The 18,345-nt window shown below is 68.8% G+C and carries 15 protein-coding genes; 13 read left to right on the top strand and 2 right to left on the bottom strand.

Features of this window, described 5'->3' with window-relative positions; genetic code table 11:
* Window positions 1-28: 28 nt before the first annotated feature.
* The 4 genes from BJ980_RS15415 (at window position 29) to groL (ending at window position 4,203) form a co-directional block, all read left to right on the top strand.
* On the top strand, window positions 29-1,009 hold the full coding sequence (locus BJ980_RS15415; RefSeq protein WP_179503102.1) for a hypothetical protein: 981 nt from the start codon (window positions 29-31) through the stop codon (window positions 1,007-1,009).
* Window positions 1,006-2,004 (top strand): hypothetical protein, encoded by a 999-nt coding sequence (locus BJ980_RS15420; protein ID WP_179503103.1) that lies wholly within the window; start codon window positions 1,006-1,008, stop codon window positions 2,002-2,004. The genes BJ980_RS15415 and BJ980_RS15420 overlap by 4 nt, the downstream gene beginning before the upstream one ends.
* A 196-nt stretch (window positions 2,005-2,200) precedes the next feature.
* Window positions 2,201-2,500, top strand: coding sequence for a co-chaperone GroES (gene groES, locus BJ980_RS15425; RefSeq protein WP_179503104.1), 300 nt, complete (start codon window positions 2,201-2,203; stop codon window positions 2,498-2,500).
* A gap of 80 nt (window positions 2,501-2,580) precedes the next feature.
* Window positions 2,581-4,203 carry a chaperonin GroEL gene (groL, locus tag BJ980_RS15430; RefSeq protein ID WP_179503105.1) on the top strand — a complete coding sequence of 541 codons (1,623 nt, stop codon included), beginning with the start codon at window positions 2,581-2,583 and terminating at the stop codon, window positions 4,201-4,203.
* Between the two features lie 81 nt (window positions 4,204-4,284).
* Here the strand turns inward: groL and BJ980_RS15435 are convergent, their stop codons facing one another.
* The gene (locus tag BJ980_RS15435; RefSeq protein WP_179503106.1) at window positions 4,285-5,841 is read right to left on the bottom strand and encodes a hypothetical protein; all 1,557 of its coding nucleotides are present in this window, start codon (window positions 5,839-5,841) and stop codon (window positions 4,285-4,287) included.
* Window positions 5,842-6,002: 161 nt separating this feature from the next.
* Between BJ980_RS15435 and BJ980_RS15440 the strand changes: the two genes are divergently transcribed.
* Together BJ980_RS15440 and guaB are read left to right on the top strand one after the other, a co-directional pair.
* Window positions 6,003-6,896: a GNAT family N-acetyltransferase gene (locus tag BJ980_RS15440; RefSeq protein WP_246279986.1), complete on the top strand. Its 894-nt coding sequence runs from the start codon at window positions 6,003-6,005 to the stop codon at window positions 6,894-6,896.
* A gap of 21 nt (window positions 6,897-6,917) precedes the next feature.
* Window positions 6,918-8,417 (top strand): IMP dehydrogenase, encoded by a 1,500-nt coding sequence (gene guaB, locus BJ980_RS15445; protein WP_179503108.1) that lies wholly within the window; start codon window positions 6,918-6,920, stop codon window positions 8,415-8,417.
* A gap of 25 nt (window positions 8,418-8,442) precedes the next feature.
* Here guaB and BJ980_RS15450 read toward each other — a convergent pair whose 3' ends face one another.
* Window positions 8,443-9,003 (bottom strand): QsdR family transcriptional regulator, encoded by a 561-nt coding sequence (locus tag BJ980_RS15450; protein WP_179503109.1) that lies wholly within the window; start codon window positions 9,001-9,003, stop codon window positions 8,443-8,445.
* 75 nt (window positions 9,004-9,078) lie between these two features.
* On the opposite strand from BJ980_RS15450, the gene BJ980_RS15455 reads away from it, so the two are divergent.
* From BJ980_RS15455 to BJ980_RS15485, 7 genes are all read left to right on the top strand, one after another.
* A complete protein-coding gene (locus BJ980_RS15455) occupies window positions 9,079-10,110 on the top strand; it encodes an oxygenase MpaB family protein (protein WP_179503110.1) in 1,032 nt (343 codons plus the stop codon).
* On the top strand, window positions 10,107-11,117 hold the full coding sequence (locus BJ980_RS15460; protein ID WP_179503111.1) for an esterase/lipase family protein: 1,011 nt from the start codon (window positions 10,107-10,109) through the stop codon (window positions 11,115-11,117). The genes BJ980_RS15455 and BJ980_RS15460 overlap by 4 nt, the downstream gene beginning before the upstream one ends.
* A gap of 28 nt (window positions 11,118-11,145) precedes the next feature.
* The gene (locus tag BJ980_RS15465; protein WP_179503112.1) at window positions 11,146-12,252 is read left to right on the top strand and encodes a GuaB3 family IMP dehydrogenase-related protein; all 1,107 of its coding nucleotides are present in this window, start codon (window positions 11,146-11,148) and stop codon (window positions 12,250-12,252) included.
* Window positions 12,252-13,052, top strand: a complete 801-nt coding sequence (locus tag BJ980_RS15470; RefSeq protein WP_179503113.1) for a carbon-nitrogen hydrolase family protein — start codon at window positions 12,252-12,254, stop codon at window positions 13,050-13,052. The genes BJ980_RS15465 and BJ980_RS15470 overlap by 1 nt, the downstream gene beginning before the upstream one ends.
* 38 nt (window positions 13,053-13,090) lie before the next feature.
* The gene (gene glpD / locus BJ980_RS15475; protein ID WP_179503114.1) at window positions 13,091-14,818 is read left to right on the top strand and encodes a glycerol-3-phosphate dehydrogenase; all 1,728 of its coding nucleotides are present in this window, start codon (window positions 13,091-13,093) and stop codon (window positions 14,816-14,818) included.
* 145 nt (window positions 14,819-14,963) lie between these two features.
* Complete coding sequence (locus tag BJ980_RS15480; protein WP_179503115.1) at window positions 14,964-16,580, top strand: succinic semialdehyde dehydrogenase; 1,617 nt, start codon at window positions 14,964-14,966, stop codon at window positions 16,578-16,580.
* The gene (locus BJ980_RS15485) at window positions 16,577-18,319 is read left to right on the top strand and encodes a GMC oxidoreductase (protein ID WP_179503116.1); all 1,743 of its coding nucleotides are present in this window, start codon (window positions 16,577-16,579) and stop codon (window positions 18,317-18,319) included. Before BJ980_RS15480 ends, BJ980_RS15485 begins: the two co-directional genes overlap by 4 nt.
* Window positions 18,320-18,345: the final 26 nt, after the last annotated feature.

Raw genomic sequence — 18,345 nt, forward strand, 5'->3', positions numbered from 1 at the left:
CCTCATCCAGGAAGGTAGAAGGACCCCCATGCGCATTCCCGCCCCGTGGCCACTCGTCTCGTGTGCCCTCCTGCTCGCTCTCCTCGTGGCCTGCAGTGGAGAGGAGAGGTTGGAGCCGGGCGTCGTCACCCCGGCCGCCAGGACGGCTGACCTCTCCGGGGTCCGTGCCGAGGTCTGGCTGCCGACCGGCCGGCTGCGCATGGTGATCACCAAAGGGCGGTCCTCGGTGGACGGAGTGCTCACCGACTCCGGCGAGTCCCTCAGAGCGGCCGAGGGTGAAGAGCTGCACGGCGTTGCCTGGCAGCTGGACCGCGGGCTCGGCCAGCCGCGGCCGAGTCTGTTGAGGAACCACCGGGCCGAGTCGGACAAGAAGCCGGTCACCGTGAGCGTGGTCCGCGATGGCGAGCGCACGACGCTCAAGGAGACCGACGACTCCGGCTGGAAGGTCGCGGCATGGGTGCCGGTTGCCGCCGGTGAGACGTTCATGATCGAGGTGGCCTTCGACGGGTTGACCCAGACCGTCGATCCCCGGACCGGGAAGGTCGCGCCGAGTGTCGCCTCCGCCTACAGTCGGGTGCCCGTGGAGACGCGCGATGCGACCTGCCACGACCTCAACGACGACCTGATGAGCGACAACTACATGCACTGCTTCGTCGACTTCGAGTCAGGGTTGCCCCATGTCCCCGGCATCGGGTGGGCCGCACCGGGCAACGAGTTCGTCGTGGTCGAGGTGCGCACGGACGCAGCCATGCTGCGCGATGAGCGCGCACTGACTGACGAGCCGGGGGCAACGACCCTCGACAAGGAGTCTCCCGTGGCCGTCCTGGAGGACCAGCCCGACACCGAGGGCGACAGGGGCGCGCGAAGTCGCCTGCTTGTCTTCGAGGTCCCGGATGCCGCCGAGCACGAGCTCGCCGTCGAGGTCACCTTCACCGCCGAGCGCGGCAGCCCGCCGTTGAGCTTCACCGGCAAGGGCACCGCGACCCTCATCGAGAAGGCAAGCCTGTGAGGCGCCGGACGATCGTGATCGGCGCGGTGGTGATCGCGGTCCTGGTGGGGGTGGCGCTCTGGTTCGTCACCGCAGCCAACGCTGCGCGACCGGGGGAGCTCTTCGAGGCGTCGACCCCGGCATCCGGGCGCAATGCTCAAGTGCTGCTGCCGGGCGGCCGCGCGGTGGACATCATCGTCGGTGAGCCCACCCGCAGCATCGACGGCAGCGAGCAGAGCGGCTATCCGGTGGACGACGAGCGAGCGGGGTGGGGCAACAGGTTCGTGCCGGTCTCGTGGGTCGTCACTGCCCGCAACTTCTCCGGCTCCGTCCTTCCCCGGTTCACCCTGGTGTCCGACGACCACCGCTATGTGCTGCCGATGGCCGACGCTGACGGGCAACTGCTCGCTGGGCGCCGCGACTTCTTCGTTGCGGTGCAGGGCAAGGCCGACGACCTCACTGTCGAGGTGGAGTACGACGGTGTCGTGCAGGTCGTCGACGTCGAGGAGGGCGACGTCGATCCGGGGGTCGCGGCTCCGCTCTACGAGAGTCCGGGCCGAACCGCCCAGCTCGAGCAACGGGTCTGTGCGTTCACCTCGGCGAAGGGGGCTCGGCGCCCTGACGAGTTCTCCTGCACGATCGAGTCGTCACAGGCGACGCCCTACCTCCCCGAACTCGGTTGGGTCGAGGACGAGGGCGACACCTGGTTGGAGCTGACGGTGCTGGACCGGTTCCCGACCGCGCTCGACACGCAGGGTGAGGACGGGGACTGGGGCCACTACGAGCTTTCGGCGAAACGGTCGATCACCTTGGCTGGCGAGCAGCCGGTGGCGGTGCTCCGGCCCGACGAGGCCAATTTTTTTGCCCGGGGCACGTATGTCTTCGTCCTCGGTCCCGATCCCGCGGAGCTGGTGCTCACCCGGACCTATCTTGGCACCTTGATCAGTGGTGAGGGATCGCCCGCGAAGGTCAGGGTCAGCGGCTCCCTGAAGACCATGACACCGGGTCGATCCTGATCCCGACTCTGGCACTCACTTCAGGTGAGTGCTAACGTCTGTTCTGGCACTCGCACCATGAGGGTGCCAGCGCTTGCACCGAGCACGACCCCCGCGACGGCGTGCTCACCTGCAGGCTCAAACTTCCCGGAGGGCCCCGTTGAGAGGGTTCCTCCTGTCCCCTGAATCACCAAGTGGAGAAAGTGGAGGTCGACACGTGTCGGTCAACATCAAGCCTCTCGAGGACCGCATCATCGTCAAGCAGGTCGAGGCGGAGCAGACCACGGCATCTGGCCTGGTCATCCCCGACACCGCCAAGGAGAAGCCCCAGGAGGGCGAGGTCGTGGCTGTTGGCCCCGGCCGCTTCAACGAGGACGGCGACGAGCGCGTTCCCATGGACATCGCCGTGGGTGACAAGGTCATCTACAGCAAGTACGGCGGCACCGAGGTCAAGTACGGCGGCGACGAGTACCTGATCCTGAACGCCCGCGACGTCCTCGCCATCGTCGTTTCCTGATTTCCCACGGGTCGAGTGCTCGCGTGGATGCCCCGGCACCCCGCTGAGCACTCGACCCGAACTCTTTTGAGGAGAAACACATGCCGAAGATTCTTGAGTTCGATGAGAACGCGCGCCGCGCGTTGGAGCGGGGCGTCGACGCCCTGGCCAACGCGGTCAAGGTGACGCTGGGCCCCAAGGGCCGCTACGTCGTGCTGGACAAGAAGTGGGGCGCGCCCACCATCACCAACGATGGTGTGACCGTGGCCCGCGAGGTCGAGCTCGACGACCCGTTCGAGAACCTGGGTGCGCAGCTGACCAAGGAAGTTGCCACCAAGACCAACGACATCGCCGGTGACGGCACCACCACCGCCACCGTGCTCGCCCAGGCGATGGTCCACGAGGGTCTGCGCGCGGTTGCTGCCGGCGTGAACCCGATGGGCCTCAAGCGGGGCATGGACGCCGCGGCCGCTGCCGTCGGCGAGGCGCTCCTCGAGGCCGCCCGCGAGGTCGAGTCGGTCGAGGACATGGCGTCGGTGGCCACCATCTCGAGCCGCGACAGCCACATCGGTGACCTGCTTGCGCAGGCCTTCGACAAGGTCGGCAAGGACGGTGTCATCACCGTCGAGGAGTCCAACACCATGGGCACCGAGCTCGACTTCACCGAGGGCATGCAGTTCGACAAGGGCTACCTGTCGCAGTACTTCGTGACCGACGCGGAGCGCATGGAAGCCGTCCTGGACGACCCCTACATCCTGCTGCACCAGGGCAAGATCTCGGCGATCGCCGAGATGCTCCCGCTGCTGGAGAAGGTCATCGCGACCGGCAAGCCCCTCTTCATCCTCGCTGAGGACGTCGAGGGCGAGGCGCTGTCGACGCTGGTCGTCAACAAGATCAAGGGCACCTTCAACGCGGTTGCCGTCAAGGCGCCTGCCTTCGGTGACCGTCGCAAGGCCATGCTCCAGGACATCGCCACCCTCACCGGTGGCCAGGTGATCGCACCGGAGATCGGTCTCAAGCTGGACCAGGTCGGCCTCGAGGTGCTCGGGCAGGCCCGTCGCGTCGTGGTCACCAAGGACAACACGACCATCGTCGACGGTGCGGGCGACGCATCCGAGGTCGAGGGTCGGGTCAGCCAGATCAAGGCCGAGATCGAGAACAGCGACTCCGACTGGGACCGCGAGAAGCTCCAGGAGCGCCTCGCGAAGCTGGCCGGCGGCGTCTGCGTGATCAAGGTCGGCGCGGCCACCGAGGTGGAGCTCAAGGAGAAGAAGCACCGCATCGAGGACGCTGTCTCCGCGACCCGCGCCGCGATCGAAGAGGGCATCGTCCCCGGCGGTGGCTCGGCACTGATCCACGCCGTCTCCGTGCTGGACAACGACCTCGACCTCGTCGGTGACGAGGCAGTGGGTGTTCGCGTGGTCCGCAAGGCCGCCGACGAGCCGCTGCGCTGGATCGCCGAGAACGGTGGCGAGAACGGCTACGTCGTGACCTCCAAGGTCCGCGAGCTGGGCGTCGGCAACGGCTACAACGCCGCCACCGGCGAGTACGGCGACCTGGTTGCCCAGGGCGTCCTCGACCCGGTCAAGGTGACCCGCTCCGCGCTGGTCAACGCGACCTCGATCGCAGCGATGCTGCTGACGACCGAGACGCTGATCGTCGAGAAGCCTGTGGAAGACGACGACGCATCCGCGGCCGGTCACGGCCACGGGCACGGTCACTGATCCACGGCTGAAGCACTGAACGGCCCGCAACGCGAGAGCGTTGCGGGCCGTTCTGCACATGTGCAGCGGGTCTCGAGCGCTTCAGCGACGCGACCAGTAGCGCCAGTTCGTGCCGCACTCGAACTCGAGGGCCGGTCGTTCCACGTCGCGCCGCAGATAGATCGGCTCGTCGTGGCAGCCCACACCACGCTGCTCGTAGAAGATCTCCAGTGCGGCGTTGAAGTCGTGCAGCCCTTCGGTGCTCCAGTGGTCGCGATCGACCCACTCGACGAACCAGGTCGGCCGGTCGTCACTGCGCAGCAGTGCCACCATCTCGGCCCGGTCCGGGTCCAGGGTGCGCATCGGCAGGCTCCACAGATAGGTGTAGGGCGACGTCAGCCCGGACGCCATCACGATGTCGGAACGTCCACCGTGGATGACGATCGTGTCGCTCGGTCTCGAGGAGGCACCGATCGCCTCGCCGGTGAGCTCGGCCTCCGGTGAGGTGCCGGCGAACTGGTTCTGGGTGCACCAGACGACCAGGGCCACGGCGGCCGAGGCGACGGCGTACGCCGTGAGTCGTCGGGTCCAGGCCAGCGTGCGGCCCCCGCTGCCCGCCAGCAGCGCCGTGGCCAGGACGACGCCGGGGGTGAGCAGGTGCAGGTAGGGACGCCAGAAGCTGCCGCCGAGGATCATGCTGGTCAGGTCGATGACGATGATGGCCAGCGTCGCCACGGTCACCGACGGGTGGCGCTGCCAGGCCGAGCGAGCGTTGATCGCCAACCAGGCCACGATCAGGGCCATGCCGGTGAGCAGGAAGTAGAGCCCGAGGATCAGGGCTCGCCACTTCGACCGGCCCAGCACCTGGTCCGAGATCACGCCGATGGCATCGGAGCGGAAGCCATAGACCGAGTACCAGAGCACGTCGAGCTCGACCCCCACCGCGAGGCACCAGCCGATCACCACCGCGAAGGGGATGGCGGCGCCCAGCAGGGCGGCGCTCGCCAAGCGTCCGAACGAGGGCCAGGTGATCTCGCGGCGGATCGCTGAGGTGAGCAGCAGGAATCCGCCGAAGGCCAGCCCGGTGACCATGTTCTGCTTCAGGCCCATGGCCATCGCGCCGAGCATCCCCGCGACGAAGGCGAGCGCGGTCGCGGACCACCGCGAGCGCTCAAGCACGCGCAGGGCTTCCATGGCCAGCCAGATGCTCGCCATCACGAACGGGATGCCGAGCACCTCACCCTTCGCTGAGACCGGGTCGATCAGGGTCGTGCTGGTCAGTGCCGTCGCGGTGACGGCAGCCCACCTGGCGGCACGGGCCCCGCCGAGCAGGTGTCCGCACCGAGCGGCCATCGCGACCAGTGCGGCACAACCCACGGCCGCGACGATCCGCAGGAAGTAGGGACCACCGACCAGGTCGGACAACCGGTAGATCAGGATCAGCGGTGGAGGACGGTCCACCCAGTAGGGCCCGTACAGGCTCTCCGGCTCCGGGTCCCAGTGCCGTCCGACCAGGGTGAACCCGGCCTCGTCGGGCCGCAGCGGCCAGAGCAGGCCGGGGAAGTGCAGCAGCACCGCGGCGACGGCACAGACGAGCACGAACCGGGTGGTTCCCATCGCCGCGATCCGGGCACGCACGCGTTGGACCCGTCCTGTCATGGCAGACACCTTCTCACTCCAGATGTTTCACGTTGGAAACGTGCCCGCAGCACCGGGGCAACCTGCCCGGGTCATGCTCGACAAGGAGCACGACGACGGTGCGCTGCAAGGCGGCGTACGACCAAGTGGAAAGTGGGATCACCATGTTGTGGCGAGTGCGGATGACGTTGTCCGACCGGCCGGGTTCGCTGGCCGTCCTGGCCCGGAACTGTGGCGACGCGGGGGTGAACATCCTCGGCCTGCAGATCTTCCCCGGCATCGAGTCGGTCACCGACGAGCTCGTGCTGCGCTGCCCCGATGGCTGGGGGATGGCCGAGATCGCGGAGATCGTCGAGAGCTCCGGTGGTCGATCGGTCAGCGGGGCGCGGTGCACCGAGGCCGCGCTGGCCGACCAGCCGTCCCGCTATGTCCAGGCCGCGCGCACGATCCTGGCCCAGCCGGCCTCGTTCCCCGAGGTGGCCGCGCGTCTCTTCGACGCCGAGGCCGAGCCGGTGCCGGGCGCGTTGGCCCAGGTGCAGGACGTGATGGAGATGAAGGTCGGCGACGTCCACGTGCAGGTGCGTCGTACCGCGCCCTTCACCGCCACCGAGCACGCCCGTGGCTCCGCCCTGGCCGACCTGGTCACCGACGTGTTGGACCGGGCCCGGGCACAGCCCGCCGTCCTGGCGGCCGGGCCGAGCCGGCGACTGGGCCACGGCGCCCTACCGGACTACGTGGTGAACGAGGACTTCGTCACCGCCGTGGTCGCGGACATCGTGGTCGGGGTCGCAAAGCTCGGCCCTGCGGACGGGATGGACGAGGCAGCACCAGTGATCCTGCGGGTCGACCCTGCATGGCGCCGTCGAGGGATCGGCACCAAGCTCCTGGTCGAGATCGGTCGCGTGGCCAACGCGAAGGGGACCGGCGAGATCCTGCTCAGCACCGAGGTGAACAACCAGGCGGTGCTGCCGATGGTGCTCGCGGCGGGACTCAAGACGCGGATCCGGATGTCGTCCGACGTGCTCACCGTCCGGATCCCGGTTGGTGACCTCAAGCCCGCTCCGGCCCCGATGTGAGTGCCTCGTTAGGATGGGGGAGTGGAGCTCCCTGACAAGTTCGCTGCCCTTGGTCTGACCTACGACGACGTGCTGTTGCTGCCGGGTCATTCGGACCTCGCGCCCTCTGACATCGACACCACGTCGCGGCTGACTCGCGAGATCTCGCTGAAGACGCCGCTGATCTCCGCGGCCATGGACACCGTCACCGAGTCACGGATGGCGATCGCGATGGCACGCGAGGGCGGCATCGGCGTGCTGCACCGCAACCTGTCGCTCGAGGACCAGGCCTACCAGGTCGACCTCGTCAAGCGGACCCAGACCGGGATCATCTCCAACCCGGTCACGATCGGACCCGACGCGACGCTCGAGGAGCTCGACCGGATCTGCGGTGACTACCGGGTCTCCGGCCTGCCCGTGGTCGACCCCAGCAACGTCCTGCTCGGCGTCATCACCAACCGCGACCTGCGCTTCACCCCGGTCGCGGAGTGGGCCACCACCAAGGTCTCCGAAGTGATGACCACGCACCCGCTGTTCACCGGCCCGGTCGGGATCTCCCGCGAGGACGCCACCGCCCTGCTGCGCCAGAACAAGCGTGAGCGGCTCCCGCTCGTCGACGAGGACGGCCGCCTCGGTGGCCTGATCACGGTCAAGGACTTCGTGAAGTCCGAGCAGTTCCCCAATGCGTCCAACGACGCCGACGGTCGACTGATGGTCGGCGCTGCGATCGGCTACTTCGGCGACGCCTGGGAGCGGGCCACCACGCTGATCGAGGCAGGGGTCGACGTGCTCGTCGCCGACACCGCCCACGGTCACGTCACGATGCTGCTCGACATGGTCCGACGCCTCAAGTCGGACCCGGCCACCAAGCACGTCCAGGTGATCGGCGGCAACGTCGCCACCCGGGCCGGCGCACAGGCGTTCGTGGACGCCGGCGCCGACGCGGTCAAAGTCGGCTTCGGTCCCGGCTCGATCTGTACGACGCGCGTGGTCACCGGCGCCGGCGTACCCCAGGTCACGGCCGTCTACGAGGCCTCGCTGGCCTGCAAGCCGGCCGGCGTGCCCGTCATCGCCGATGGTGGTCTCCAGCAGTCCGGTGACATCGCCAAGGCGCTGGTCGCCGGCGCCGACACGGTCATGCTGGGCTCGCTGCTGGCCGGGTGCGAGGAGTCGCCGGGTGAGCTGGTCTTCCTCAACGGCAAGCAGTACAAGGCCTATCGCGGGATGGGCTCGCTCGGTGCGATGTCCAGCCGGGGCAAGAAGTCCTACTCCAAGGACCGCTACTTCCAGGCCGAGGTCACCAGCGACGACAGGATCGTCCCCGAGGGTGTCGAGGGCCAGGTCGCCTACCGCGGTCCGCTGGCGGCCGTCGCGCACCAGCTGATCGGTGGGCTGAGCCAGTCGATGTTCTACATCGGCGCCCGCACGGTGCCCGAGCTCCAGGAGAAGGGCCAATTCGTGCGGATCACCTCGGCCTCCCTCAAGGAGAGCCACCCGCACGACATCCAGATGACGGTCGAGGCGCCGAACTACAACCGCTGACCCGGCGCCCTGCGCGCCGACTGACTCACTGAGGTGCGGTCGCGGGGCACAGTGCGCTCAGGATGACGATCAGGTTGTCGCGGTCGATCCCGCGACCGCTGGCCCGGTCGAACCAGAACACCGCCTCCCCGGAGCGGACCACGATGTCGGCGATCTGGGCCGGCGGGTGCAGTGGTGCGACGGTGCCGGCGGTGGCCTCCTCCTCGATCGCGGCGGTGAACCACGCGATCAGCCGGTCGTGCACGGGCCCTGCGGTCATCACCCGCATCGCCAGGGCAGGTTCCCGGTCGACGAACGCGCGCTCGGGGGAACCGTGCCCGGCTGCCGCGAAGAAGCCCAGGATGACCTGGGTGAGTCGGTCCGCGCCGGTGCTGCCTGCGCGTCGTACCCGTGCGTCCAGCCGGTCCAGTCCGCGTTTCATCCGCTCCCAGAGCAGCTCGGCGAGCAGGTCCTCACGGTTGCCGACCCAGCGATAGAGGGTGACCCGGTTGACCTCGAGCGAGTCGGCCAACGGTCCCATCTCGACCCGTTCGCCGCGGGCGAAGGTCTCCCGGGCACGGGCGAGCGCGGCGGTGGCGGAGGACATGGTGCGAGTCTAGTCGCCCATGCAACATCCTGAGATTTGTTGCAGGCGGCCCGAAAAGCCCCTACTGTCTTGTTCGTGCCCGGCCCGCTCCCACAGATCCCCGACGAGGTCCAGTCCCGTCCGGTGACCCGGGACGACTTCCGGAGCTCCCTGGGCCACACCCGGGCCAGTGCCGATCCGGTCGCCGGAATCTTCGGACCCGGATCGATGATCTGGAAGGTGAACGCCTCCACGCTCGTCTATGGGCTCGGCATCACCCAGGCCGCCTTCATGGACGTGGCACACCCGGTGATCGCCAACGGCATCGCGGACCACTCGACGATCTTCGCGGACCCGCACGCCCGCGCCCACCAGACCTATTCGATGCTGACCAACCTGGTCTTCGGCGACCGCGACCTGGTCGTCCGTACGTCGCGTGCACTCTTCACCATCCACGAGCGGATCCGCGGCGCGGCCCGGGCCGACGAAGGGCGCTACGCCTCGGGCGAGGAGTACGTCGCCAACGAGGGCAACGTGCTGCTCTGGGTGCACGCCACGATGTGGTGGGTGCGGTTGCAGACCTACCAGGTCCTGGTCGGCGAGCTCACCGACCAGGAGCGCGAGCAGTACTACCGCGAGACCTGCGAGCTCGCGGGGTGCTTCGCGATCCCGGCCGACCTGCTTCCCGTCGATCACGATGCCTGGGACGCCTATGTGCGCAACGGGCCGCCGGACGCGCTCGCCGCCTCGGACGACTCGCGCCGGATCATGGCCCACCTGCGCGCGCAGGTCCCGGCCCCGGCCCGGGCGCACCTGTTCGCCTTCAACAGCGTGCTGCTGCCCGGCCGGGTCCGCACCGTCCTGGGCCTGCCCGAGCTCACCCCGCGCACCCTGCGGCGGCATCGTCAGCTGGCATTCGTGTTGCGGTGGGCGATCCGCCTGCTGCCCGGCCCGCTCGGCGAGCTCCCGCCCCGTCGCGCCGCGTTCGCCCGGATCGCCGGCCACCCGCAGGACCCGATCAGCCGGGCCATCGGCCGGGTGCTGGCCGGCCCTGCATCCAAGAAACCCGGCACCAAGAAACTTGCCATCAAGAAGCCCACCCGTACGCCGTTGAGGAGAACCCGATGAGCACCACTTCCACACGCTGGATCCACAGGGGGGTTTCAGCACTGCTCGGACTGGTGCTCGTCGCTGCCCCGGTGATGTCACCCGCCCAGGCGGAACCGACCAACGACGGCTCGGATCGAGCCGCCACCGAGCAGGCCGCCACGGATCAGGCCGACCTGCCGGTGGTCTGGAACACCGGCACCCTGCTGTTCGGGGGACTGGCCCGCACCTTGGTCCCCGGATGGGTGCCCGCCGGCGCAAACGACCCCGACTGCAAGCTGACCGAGGAGCGCCCGCGTCCGGTCATCCTGGTCAACTTCACCACCGGCTCCGGCTGGGAGTGGGTCGCCGGCTCGCCCTACCTGACCAACCAAGGCTTCTGCGTGCGCAGCTTCAACTACGGCAACATCACCGGGGTGGACCAGTTCCCGATCCAGGCGATCGGTGACATCGAGAAGTCCGCCGAGGAACTCGCGGCGTACGTCGACGAGGTCCGCGCCGAGTACGGCGTGGACAAGGTCGACCTGATCGGCTGGTCCCAGGGCGGCGGGATGACCCCGCACTACTACCTCAACTTCCTCGGTGGCGCCGAGAAGGTTGACCGCTTCGTCGCGATCGCGCCCGGCAACCACGGCACCGACGGCAGCGGCCTGCTCCGCGCGGACACCCTCGGGCCGCTCGCCCAGCCGATCCTGCGCGCGCTCCTGCCCGCCTTCGGGCAGCAGGTTGCCGGATCCGAGCTCGCCGAGCGGGTCTATGCAGACGGTGACACCCGACCCGGTCCGCACTACACGACCATCGTGTCGAAGCACGACGAGATCGCCACTCCCTATGCGAACCAGTTCCTCGAGGGCGACAACGTCACCAACATCCTGCTCCAGGACGGATGCGCCCAGGACCAGTCCGAGCACATCTCGATCGGGTTCAGCTCGCGGACCTGGCACTTCGTGTCCAACGCGCTGGCGCCAGCCGAGTCCACGCCGGTCCCGTGCATCCGGGTCTACCCCTTCATCGGCTCGCTGCGCTGATCCGCGGCGCGGCCGATAGGCTGTCGGGGTGACTGAGATCGAGATCGGCAAGGCCAAGCGCGCCAGGCGCGCATACTCCTTCGACGACATCGCCATCGTGCCCTCCCGGCGTACCCGCGACCCCGAAGAGGTGAGCGTGGCCTGGCAGATCGATGCCTACCGCTTCGATCTCCCGGTGCTTGCCGCGCCGATGGACTCGGTGATGTCGCCGGAGACCGCCATCGCCCTGGGCAAGTTCGGTGGACTCGGGGTGATCGATCTCGAAGGCCTCTGGACCCGGTACGACGACCCCTCGCCGCTGCTGGACGAGGTCGCCGCCCTGCGCGGCATCGAGGCGACCCGTCGGATGCAGGAGATCTATGCGGAGCCGGTCAAGGCCGAGCTGATCACCGAGCGGCTCAAGCAGATGCGTGAGGCCGGGGTGACCGTTGCCGGTTCGCTCTCGCCCCAGCGCACCAAGGAGTTCGCCAAGACGGTGGTCGACGCCGGTGTCGACATGTTCGTGATCCGCGGGACCACGGTCTCGGCCGAGCACGTCTCCAGCCAGGCCGAGCCGCTGAACCTCAAGGAGTTCATCTACGAGCTCGACGTCCCGGTGATCGTCGGCGGTTGCGCGACCTACCAGGCGGCCCTGCACCTGATGCGCACCGGTGCTGCCGGCGTACTGGTCGGGTTCGGTGGGGGAGCCGCACACACCACCCGCACCGTGCTCGGAGTTGCGGTGCCGATGGCCTCCGCTGTCGCCGACGTCGCCGCCGCCCGCCGCGACTACCTCGACGAGTCGGGTGGTCGCTACGTCCACGTGATCGCCGACGGTTCGATCGGTCGCTCCGGAGACGTCTCGAAGGCGATCGCCTGCGGCGCCGACGCAGTGATGGTCGGCTCGCCGTTCGCCCGTGCCGACGAGGCGCCGGGCCGTGGCTTCCACTGGGGCGCCGAGGCCTGGCACCCCCTGCTGCCGCGCGGTGAACGCGTCGAGTTCGGCAAGATCGGTTCGCTCGAGGAGATCCTCTTCGGCCCGTCCCGAGTCGCCGACGGCACGATGAACCTGATCGGCGCGCTCAAGCGCTCGATGGCCACCACCGGCTACACCGAGCTCAAGGAGTTCCAGCGAGTCGAGATCGTCGTCGGCTGATGACGGCGGTCCGCGTGGCGGCTGCGCAGGCAGCCTCGGTCGAGGGTGACCTGGCCGCCAACGTGGCCCGGGCCGCCGAGCTGGTCGCTGAGGCGGCACGCTCCGGAGCGCGCGTGGTCGTGCTGCCGGAGGCCTTCCTCACCGGCTACTCGGAGGCCGCCTTCGCGGGACCCGTCCCGCACGAGGACGACCTGGACGGAGCATGGCTGGAGTCGCTGCGCACGGCGTCGAGCAGCGGCGACATCGTCGTGGTGGTCTGCACCCCGCTGCAGCGCCGGTCCGCCAGGACCCTGTCCTCGTTGGTGATCCGACCCGGGGGTGAGGTAGGCGCGCCCTACGACAAGCAGCACCTCTCCGGCTACGAGAACGACCACTTCACTGCCGGCGACCACGGCGCCTCGATCGTCGTCGACGGCCTCGAGCTCGGGTTGAGCATCTGCTATGACGGGTGCTTCCCCGAGCACGCCAGGGCTGCCGCGCTCGACGGCGCGGTCGGCTATCTCAACAGCGCCGCCTACTTCCCCGGCGGGGAGCACCGGCGCGACCTCTACTACCCGGCGCGTGCCCTCGACAACGGGATGTATGTCGTCCTGTCCGCGCTGACCGGGACGTGCGGGCCGGTCGACTTCATCGGTGGGTCGGCGATCCATGATCCCGAGGGCCACACCCTGACCAGCCTGGGCACCGAGGAAGGCGTGGTCGTGGCCGATCTCGATCCCGACCTGGTCGCCGCGACGCGCGAGGCCCACCCGATGCTGGCGGATCGGCGTACCTCGCTGGGCCAGCGCGTCCGCGCCTGAACCAGCCGCCGCTCAGGCGGGCCTGACACACTGGCCGCATGAGCCAGCCGAGCGCCCTCAGCCCACAGTTCCGCGCCGATTCCCTGCGCGCCCTGGTCGCCACCACGGATCACGGCGGTGAGCTCGATGTCCTGGTCGTCGGCGGTGGCGTGGTAGGTGCCGGAACCGCGCTGGACTCGGTGACCCGCGGACTCTCCACCGGGCTGATCGAGCAACGTGACTTCGCCTCGGGGACCTCGAGCCGCAGCAGCAAGCTGATCCACGGTGGGCTGCGCTACCTGGAGATGTTCGACTTCGGGCTGGTCAAGGAGGCCCTCGAGGAGCGTGGCCTGCTGCTCACCCGGCTGGCGCCGCACCTGGTCCGACCGGTGCCCTTCCTCTATCCGCTGACCCGGACGATCGACCGCCCCTATGTCGGAGCCGGCCTGGTCCTCTATGACGCGATGGCGATGGCTGGGAAATATGAGATGGGCGTGCCCAAGCACAAGCACCTCTTCCGTCGTCAGGTCGCCCGGATCGCCCCGGACCTGAAGACCGAGGCGCTGACCGGCGCGATCCGCTACTACGACTGCCAGGTCGACGATGCCCGGCTGGTGATGAACATTGCCCGCACGGCGGCCACGCACGGCGCCCACGTCGCGACCCGGACCAAGGTGATCGGCTTCCTCCGCGAGGGCGAGCGGGTCGTCGGCGTGCGGGCGCGCGACCTGGAGACCGAGCGTGAGTTCGAGGTCCGCGCCCGGGTGGTGGTGAACGCGGCGGGTGTCTGGACCGACGAGATCCAGGAGATGGTCGGCGGTCGCGGGTCGCTGCATGTCCAGGCCAGCAAGGGGATCCACCTCGTCGTGCCTCGCGACCGGATCCGCTCCGAAGCGGGGTTCATCACCAAGACCGAGAAGTCCGTGCTGTTCGTGATCCCGTGGGGGCGGCACTGGGTCATCGGCACCACCGACACGGCTTGGGACCTGGACAAGGCGCACCCGGCCGCGAGCCGGGCCGACATCGACTACCTGCTCGGCCAGGTGAACACGATCCTGCGCGAGCCGCTCGACCACGAGGACGTCGAGGGCGTGTACGCCGGACTGCGCCCGCTGCTCAAGGGGGAGTCGGAGCCGACCTCGCGGATCTCCCGCGAGCACACCGTCGTCACACCGGTGCCGGGCCTGGTGATGATCGCCGGCGGCAAGCTCACGACGTACAGAGTGATGGCGCGCGACGCGATCGAGGCGGCGGCGCACTCGCTGAGGACCACCGCCAACCAGACCGTGCGCGAGTCGATCACCGACCGGGTGCCGCTGGTCGGCGCCGACGGGTTCGAGACCCGCTCCAACCAACGCGTGCTGCTCGCTCGGCGCTCGGGCCTGCACGTGGCGCGCATCGATCATCTGCTCGGTCGCTACGGCGGTCTCGTCGACGACCTGCTGGGCCTGGTCGAGCAGCGCCCGGAGCTGGGTGAGCCTCTGGCCGGCGCCGAGGACTACCTGGCGGCCGAGGTCGTCTATGCGGTGAGCCACGAGGGCGCCCAGCACCTCGACGACGTGCTCACCCGGCGTACCCGGATCTCCATCGAGTTCTTCGACCGGGGTGCGGAGGCTGCGGGCGCCACCGCGGACCTGATGGCAGCGGAGCTGGGCTGGGACGCTGCGCGGCGTGACGAGGAGGTCGATCACTACCTGCGCAGGGTGGAGGCCGAACGGCAGAGCCAGCTCAAGCTCACCGACCAGGAGGCGGACGAGGCGAGGGTGCAGGTCAAGGACATCGTTTGATCGGCCCGTTTGATCGACATTGTGTGACTGGCCCGTCTGATTGGCACCTTCGGATCGGGCGTTTACAACACAAGACTGTGTGTAAAGCGTCTCAATCGTTACTGAGGGGTAGGAAAAGGAGACGGGGGTCACCTAGGCTCGCCACATGAGCCACCAGACGCCGCAGCCGGACCCCCTCACCAGCGGACCGCACGACCCCGAGCACGACCCGAGCGCCTCCTATGCGCTCGAGCCTGACTACGTCGCGGCGCTGACCGACCGGATCGTCTCCACCTCGGGCGAGACGAAGCTCTCGGTGTCGCCGATCAACAACCAGCCGCTCGCCCACATCCCGCAGTCCAGCGAGGCCGACGTGGTCGAGGCGTTCGCCCGGGCACGCCGGGCCCAGCAGGCATGGGCACGTACGTCGCTCGACCACCGCGCGGAGGTCATGCTGCGCCTGCACGACCTGGTCCTCGACCGCGAGCAGGAGATCGTCGACCTGGCCGTCTGGGAGTCGGGCAAGGCCCGCAAGGACGCCTACCTCGAGGTCTACCACGTGGCGCTGACCGCTCGTTACTACGCGCGCACCGCCCACAAGCACCTCGACCCCAAGCGCCTCGCCGGGATCATCCCGGGCGCCACGCGGGTCGACCTGAACCGGGTGCCGAAGGGTGTCGTCGGCATCATCGCGCCGTGGAACTACCCCTTCACGATGGCCCTGTGCGACGGCCTGCCGGCCCTGGCCGCCGGCAACGCGGTCGTCATCAAGCCCGACAGTCAGACCGTGCTCACCGCCCTGATCGGCGCCCAGATCCTGGAGGAGGCCGGCTTCCCGAAGGACCTGTGGGGCGTCGTGTCCGGCCCCGGGTCCCGGGTCGGCACCAGCGTGATCAACAAGGCCGACTACATCTGCTTCACCGGCTCCACCGCAACCGGCAAGAAGGTCGCTGCCGGCTGCGCCGAGCGGCTGATCGGTTGCTCGCTCGAGCTCGGCGGCAAGAACCCGATCCTGATCCTCCGCGACGCCGCCATCGAGAAGGCCGCCGAGGGGGCCACCAGGGCTGCGTTCTCCAACGCCGGCCAGCTCTGCGTCTCCACCGAGCGGATGCTGGTCGCCGACCAGATCTATGACCGGTTCGTCGAGCGGTTCGTGGCCCGCACCGAGGCGCTCGTCCTCGGGCCCGGCCACGAGTGGACCACCGACGTCGGCTCGCTGATCTCCCAGGACCAGCTCGACACCGTCACCGCCCACGTCGAGGACGCCGTGGCCAAGGGCGCGAAGGTCCTCGCCGGCGGCAAGGCGCGCCCCGACCTCGGTCCCTACTTCTACGAGCCGACCATCCTCGAGGGCGTCACCGAGGAGATGACCTGCTTCGGGAACGAGACCTTCGGTCCGGTGATCTCGGTCTACCGCTTCCACGACGAGACCCAGGCCATCGCCAAGGCGAACGAGGGCCCCTACGGCCTGAACGCCTCGATCTATAGCCAGGACGGCACCCGGGCACGTGCGATCGCCCGTGAGATCAAGTGCGGCACGGTCAACATCAACGAGGGCTTCGGCGCGACGTTCGCCAGCGTGGACGCACCGATGGGCGGCATGCTCGAGTCCGGCATGGGCCGGCGCCAGGGGGCCGAGGGCATCCACCGCTACACCGAAGCGCAGGCCGTCGGCACCCAGCGGGTCTGGGGCTTCCGACCGCCGGTGGGCGTGTCGAACGAGCGGTTCGCGAACGTGCTCACGCTCAGCGCGCGGGTGATGAAGAAGCTGGGACGGGCATGAGCGCAGGCAAGCATGCTGGCAACCACGCCGGGCACTACGACGTACTCGTCATCGGCTCCGGCTTCGGAGGCTCGGTCTCCGCGCTGCGGCTGACCGAGAAGGGCTACAAGGTGGCCGTGCTGGAGGCCGGAGCCCGGTTCGAGGACAAGGACCTGCCCAACACGTCCTTCGACCTCAAGAAGTACATCTACGCGCCGGCTGCCGGGATGTACGGCATCCAGCGCATCGACATGGTCAAGGACTGCCTGATCCTGGCCGGTGCCGGGGTGGGTGGCGGCTCGCTGGTCTATGCGAACACGCTCTACGAGCCGCTGGACGCGTTCTACCGAGACAAGTCCTGGGCGCACATCACCGACTGGAAGGCCGAGCTGGCGCCCTACTACGACCAGGCCAAGCGGATGCTGGGCGTGGTCGAGAACCCGCTGCGTACGCCCTCGGACGAGGTCATGCAGAAGGTTGCCGAGCAGATGGGCCGGGGCGACACCTTCCACCCGACCCCGGTGGGCGTCTTCTTCGGTGGGCCCGGCCAGGACCCGTCGCAGAAGGTCGAGGACCCCTACTTCGGTGGGCAGGGCCCGGACCGGAACCCGTGCCGCAACTGTGGTGAGTGCATGACCGGGTGCCGGCACAACGCCAAGAACACCCTGGTCAAGAACTACCTCTACTTGGCCGAGGAGGCGGGCGCCGAGGTGCACCCGCTGACCACCGTCACCGACGTCCGTCCCCGCGTAGAGGGCGGCTATGAGATCACGGCCCGCTGGACCAAGGCGAAGCTGTCGCGGCGTACGGCGGTCAAGACCTTCACCGCCGACCAGGTGATCTTCGCGGCCGCGGCGCTGGGCACCCAAAAGCTGCTGCACAAGCTCAAGGGCGAGGGCAGCCTGCCGAAGGTCTCCGACCGCCTCGGCGTGCTCACCCGGACCAATTCCGAGGCGATCCTGGGCGCGCTGGCCCCCGACACCTCGACCGACTTCACCGAGGGCGTGGCGATCACCTCCTCGTGGCACCCCGACGAGCACACCCACATCGAGCCCGTGCGCTACGGCAAGGGCAGCAACGCGATGGCGCTGATGCAGACGGTGCTGGCCGACGACACCGGCACCGAGCCGCGGTGGCGGACCTGGCTCAAGGAGCTGTGGACCCAGCGCAAGAACGCGCTGGACCTCTACGACATGAAGCACTGGTCGGAGCGGACCGTGATCGCGCTGGTCATGCAGACCCTGGACAACTCGATCACGACCATCGGCAAGAAGACGCCCTTCGGGTGGGTGATGAGCTCGGAGCAGGGTCACGGTGAGCCCAACCCGACCTACATCCCGGTCGCCTACGACGCCGTACGCCGGATGGCCGAGGTCATGGGCGGCACTCCCGGTGGCAACGTGGGGGAGCCGTTCAACGCGCCGCTCACCGCGCACTTCATCGGTGGCTGCACGATCGGCGACTCGCCCGAGACCGGGGTGGTCGACGCCTACCAGCGGATCTACAACTATCCCGGCCTGCACATCGCCGACGGCTCGGCGATCTCGGCGAACCTGGGTGTGAACCCGTCGCTGACGATCACCGCGCAGGCGGAGCGGGCGATGTCCTTCTGGCCGAACAAGGGCGAGGCCGACGCCCGCCCCGAGCTGGGCAGCGACTATGTCCGGATCGAGCCCGTTCAGCCGACCTCGCCGGTGGTCCCCGAATCGGCGCCGGGAGCGTTGCGGCTGCCGATCGTGGGCGTGACCCATGGCGCCTGAGGGATCGGTCGAAAATTAAAGGGAAA

The organism is Nocardioides daedukensis (genome assembly GCF_013408415.1).
GTDB classification, from domain to species: domain Bacteria; phylum Actinomycetota; class Actinomycetes; order Propionibacteriales; family Nocardioidaceae; genus Nocardioides; species Nocardioides daedukensis.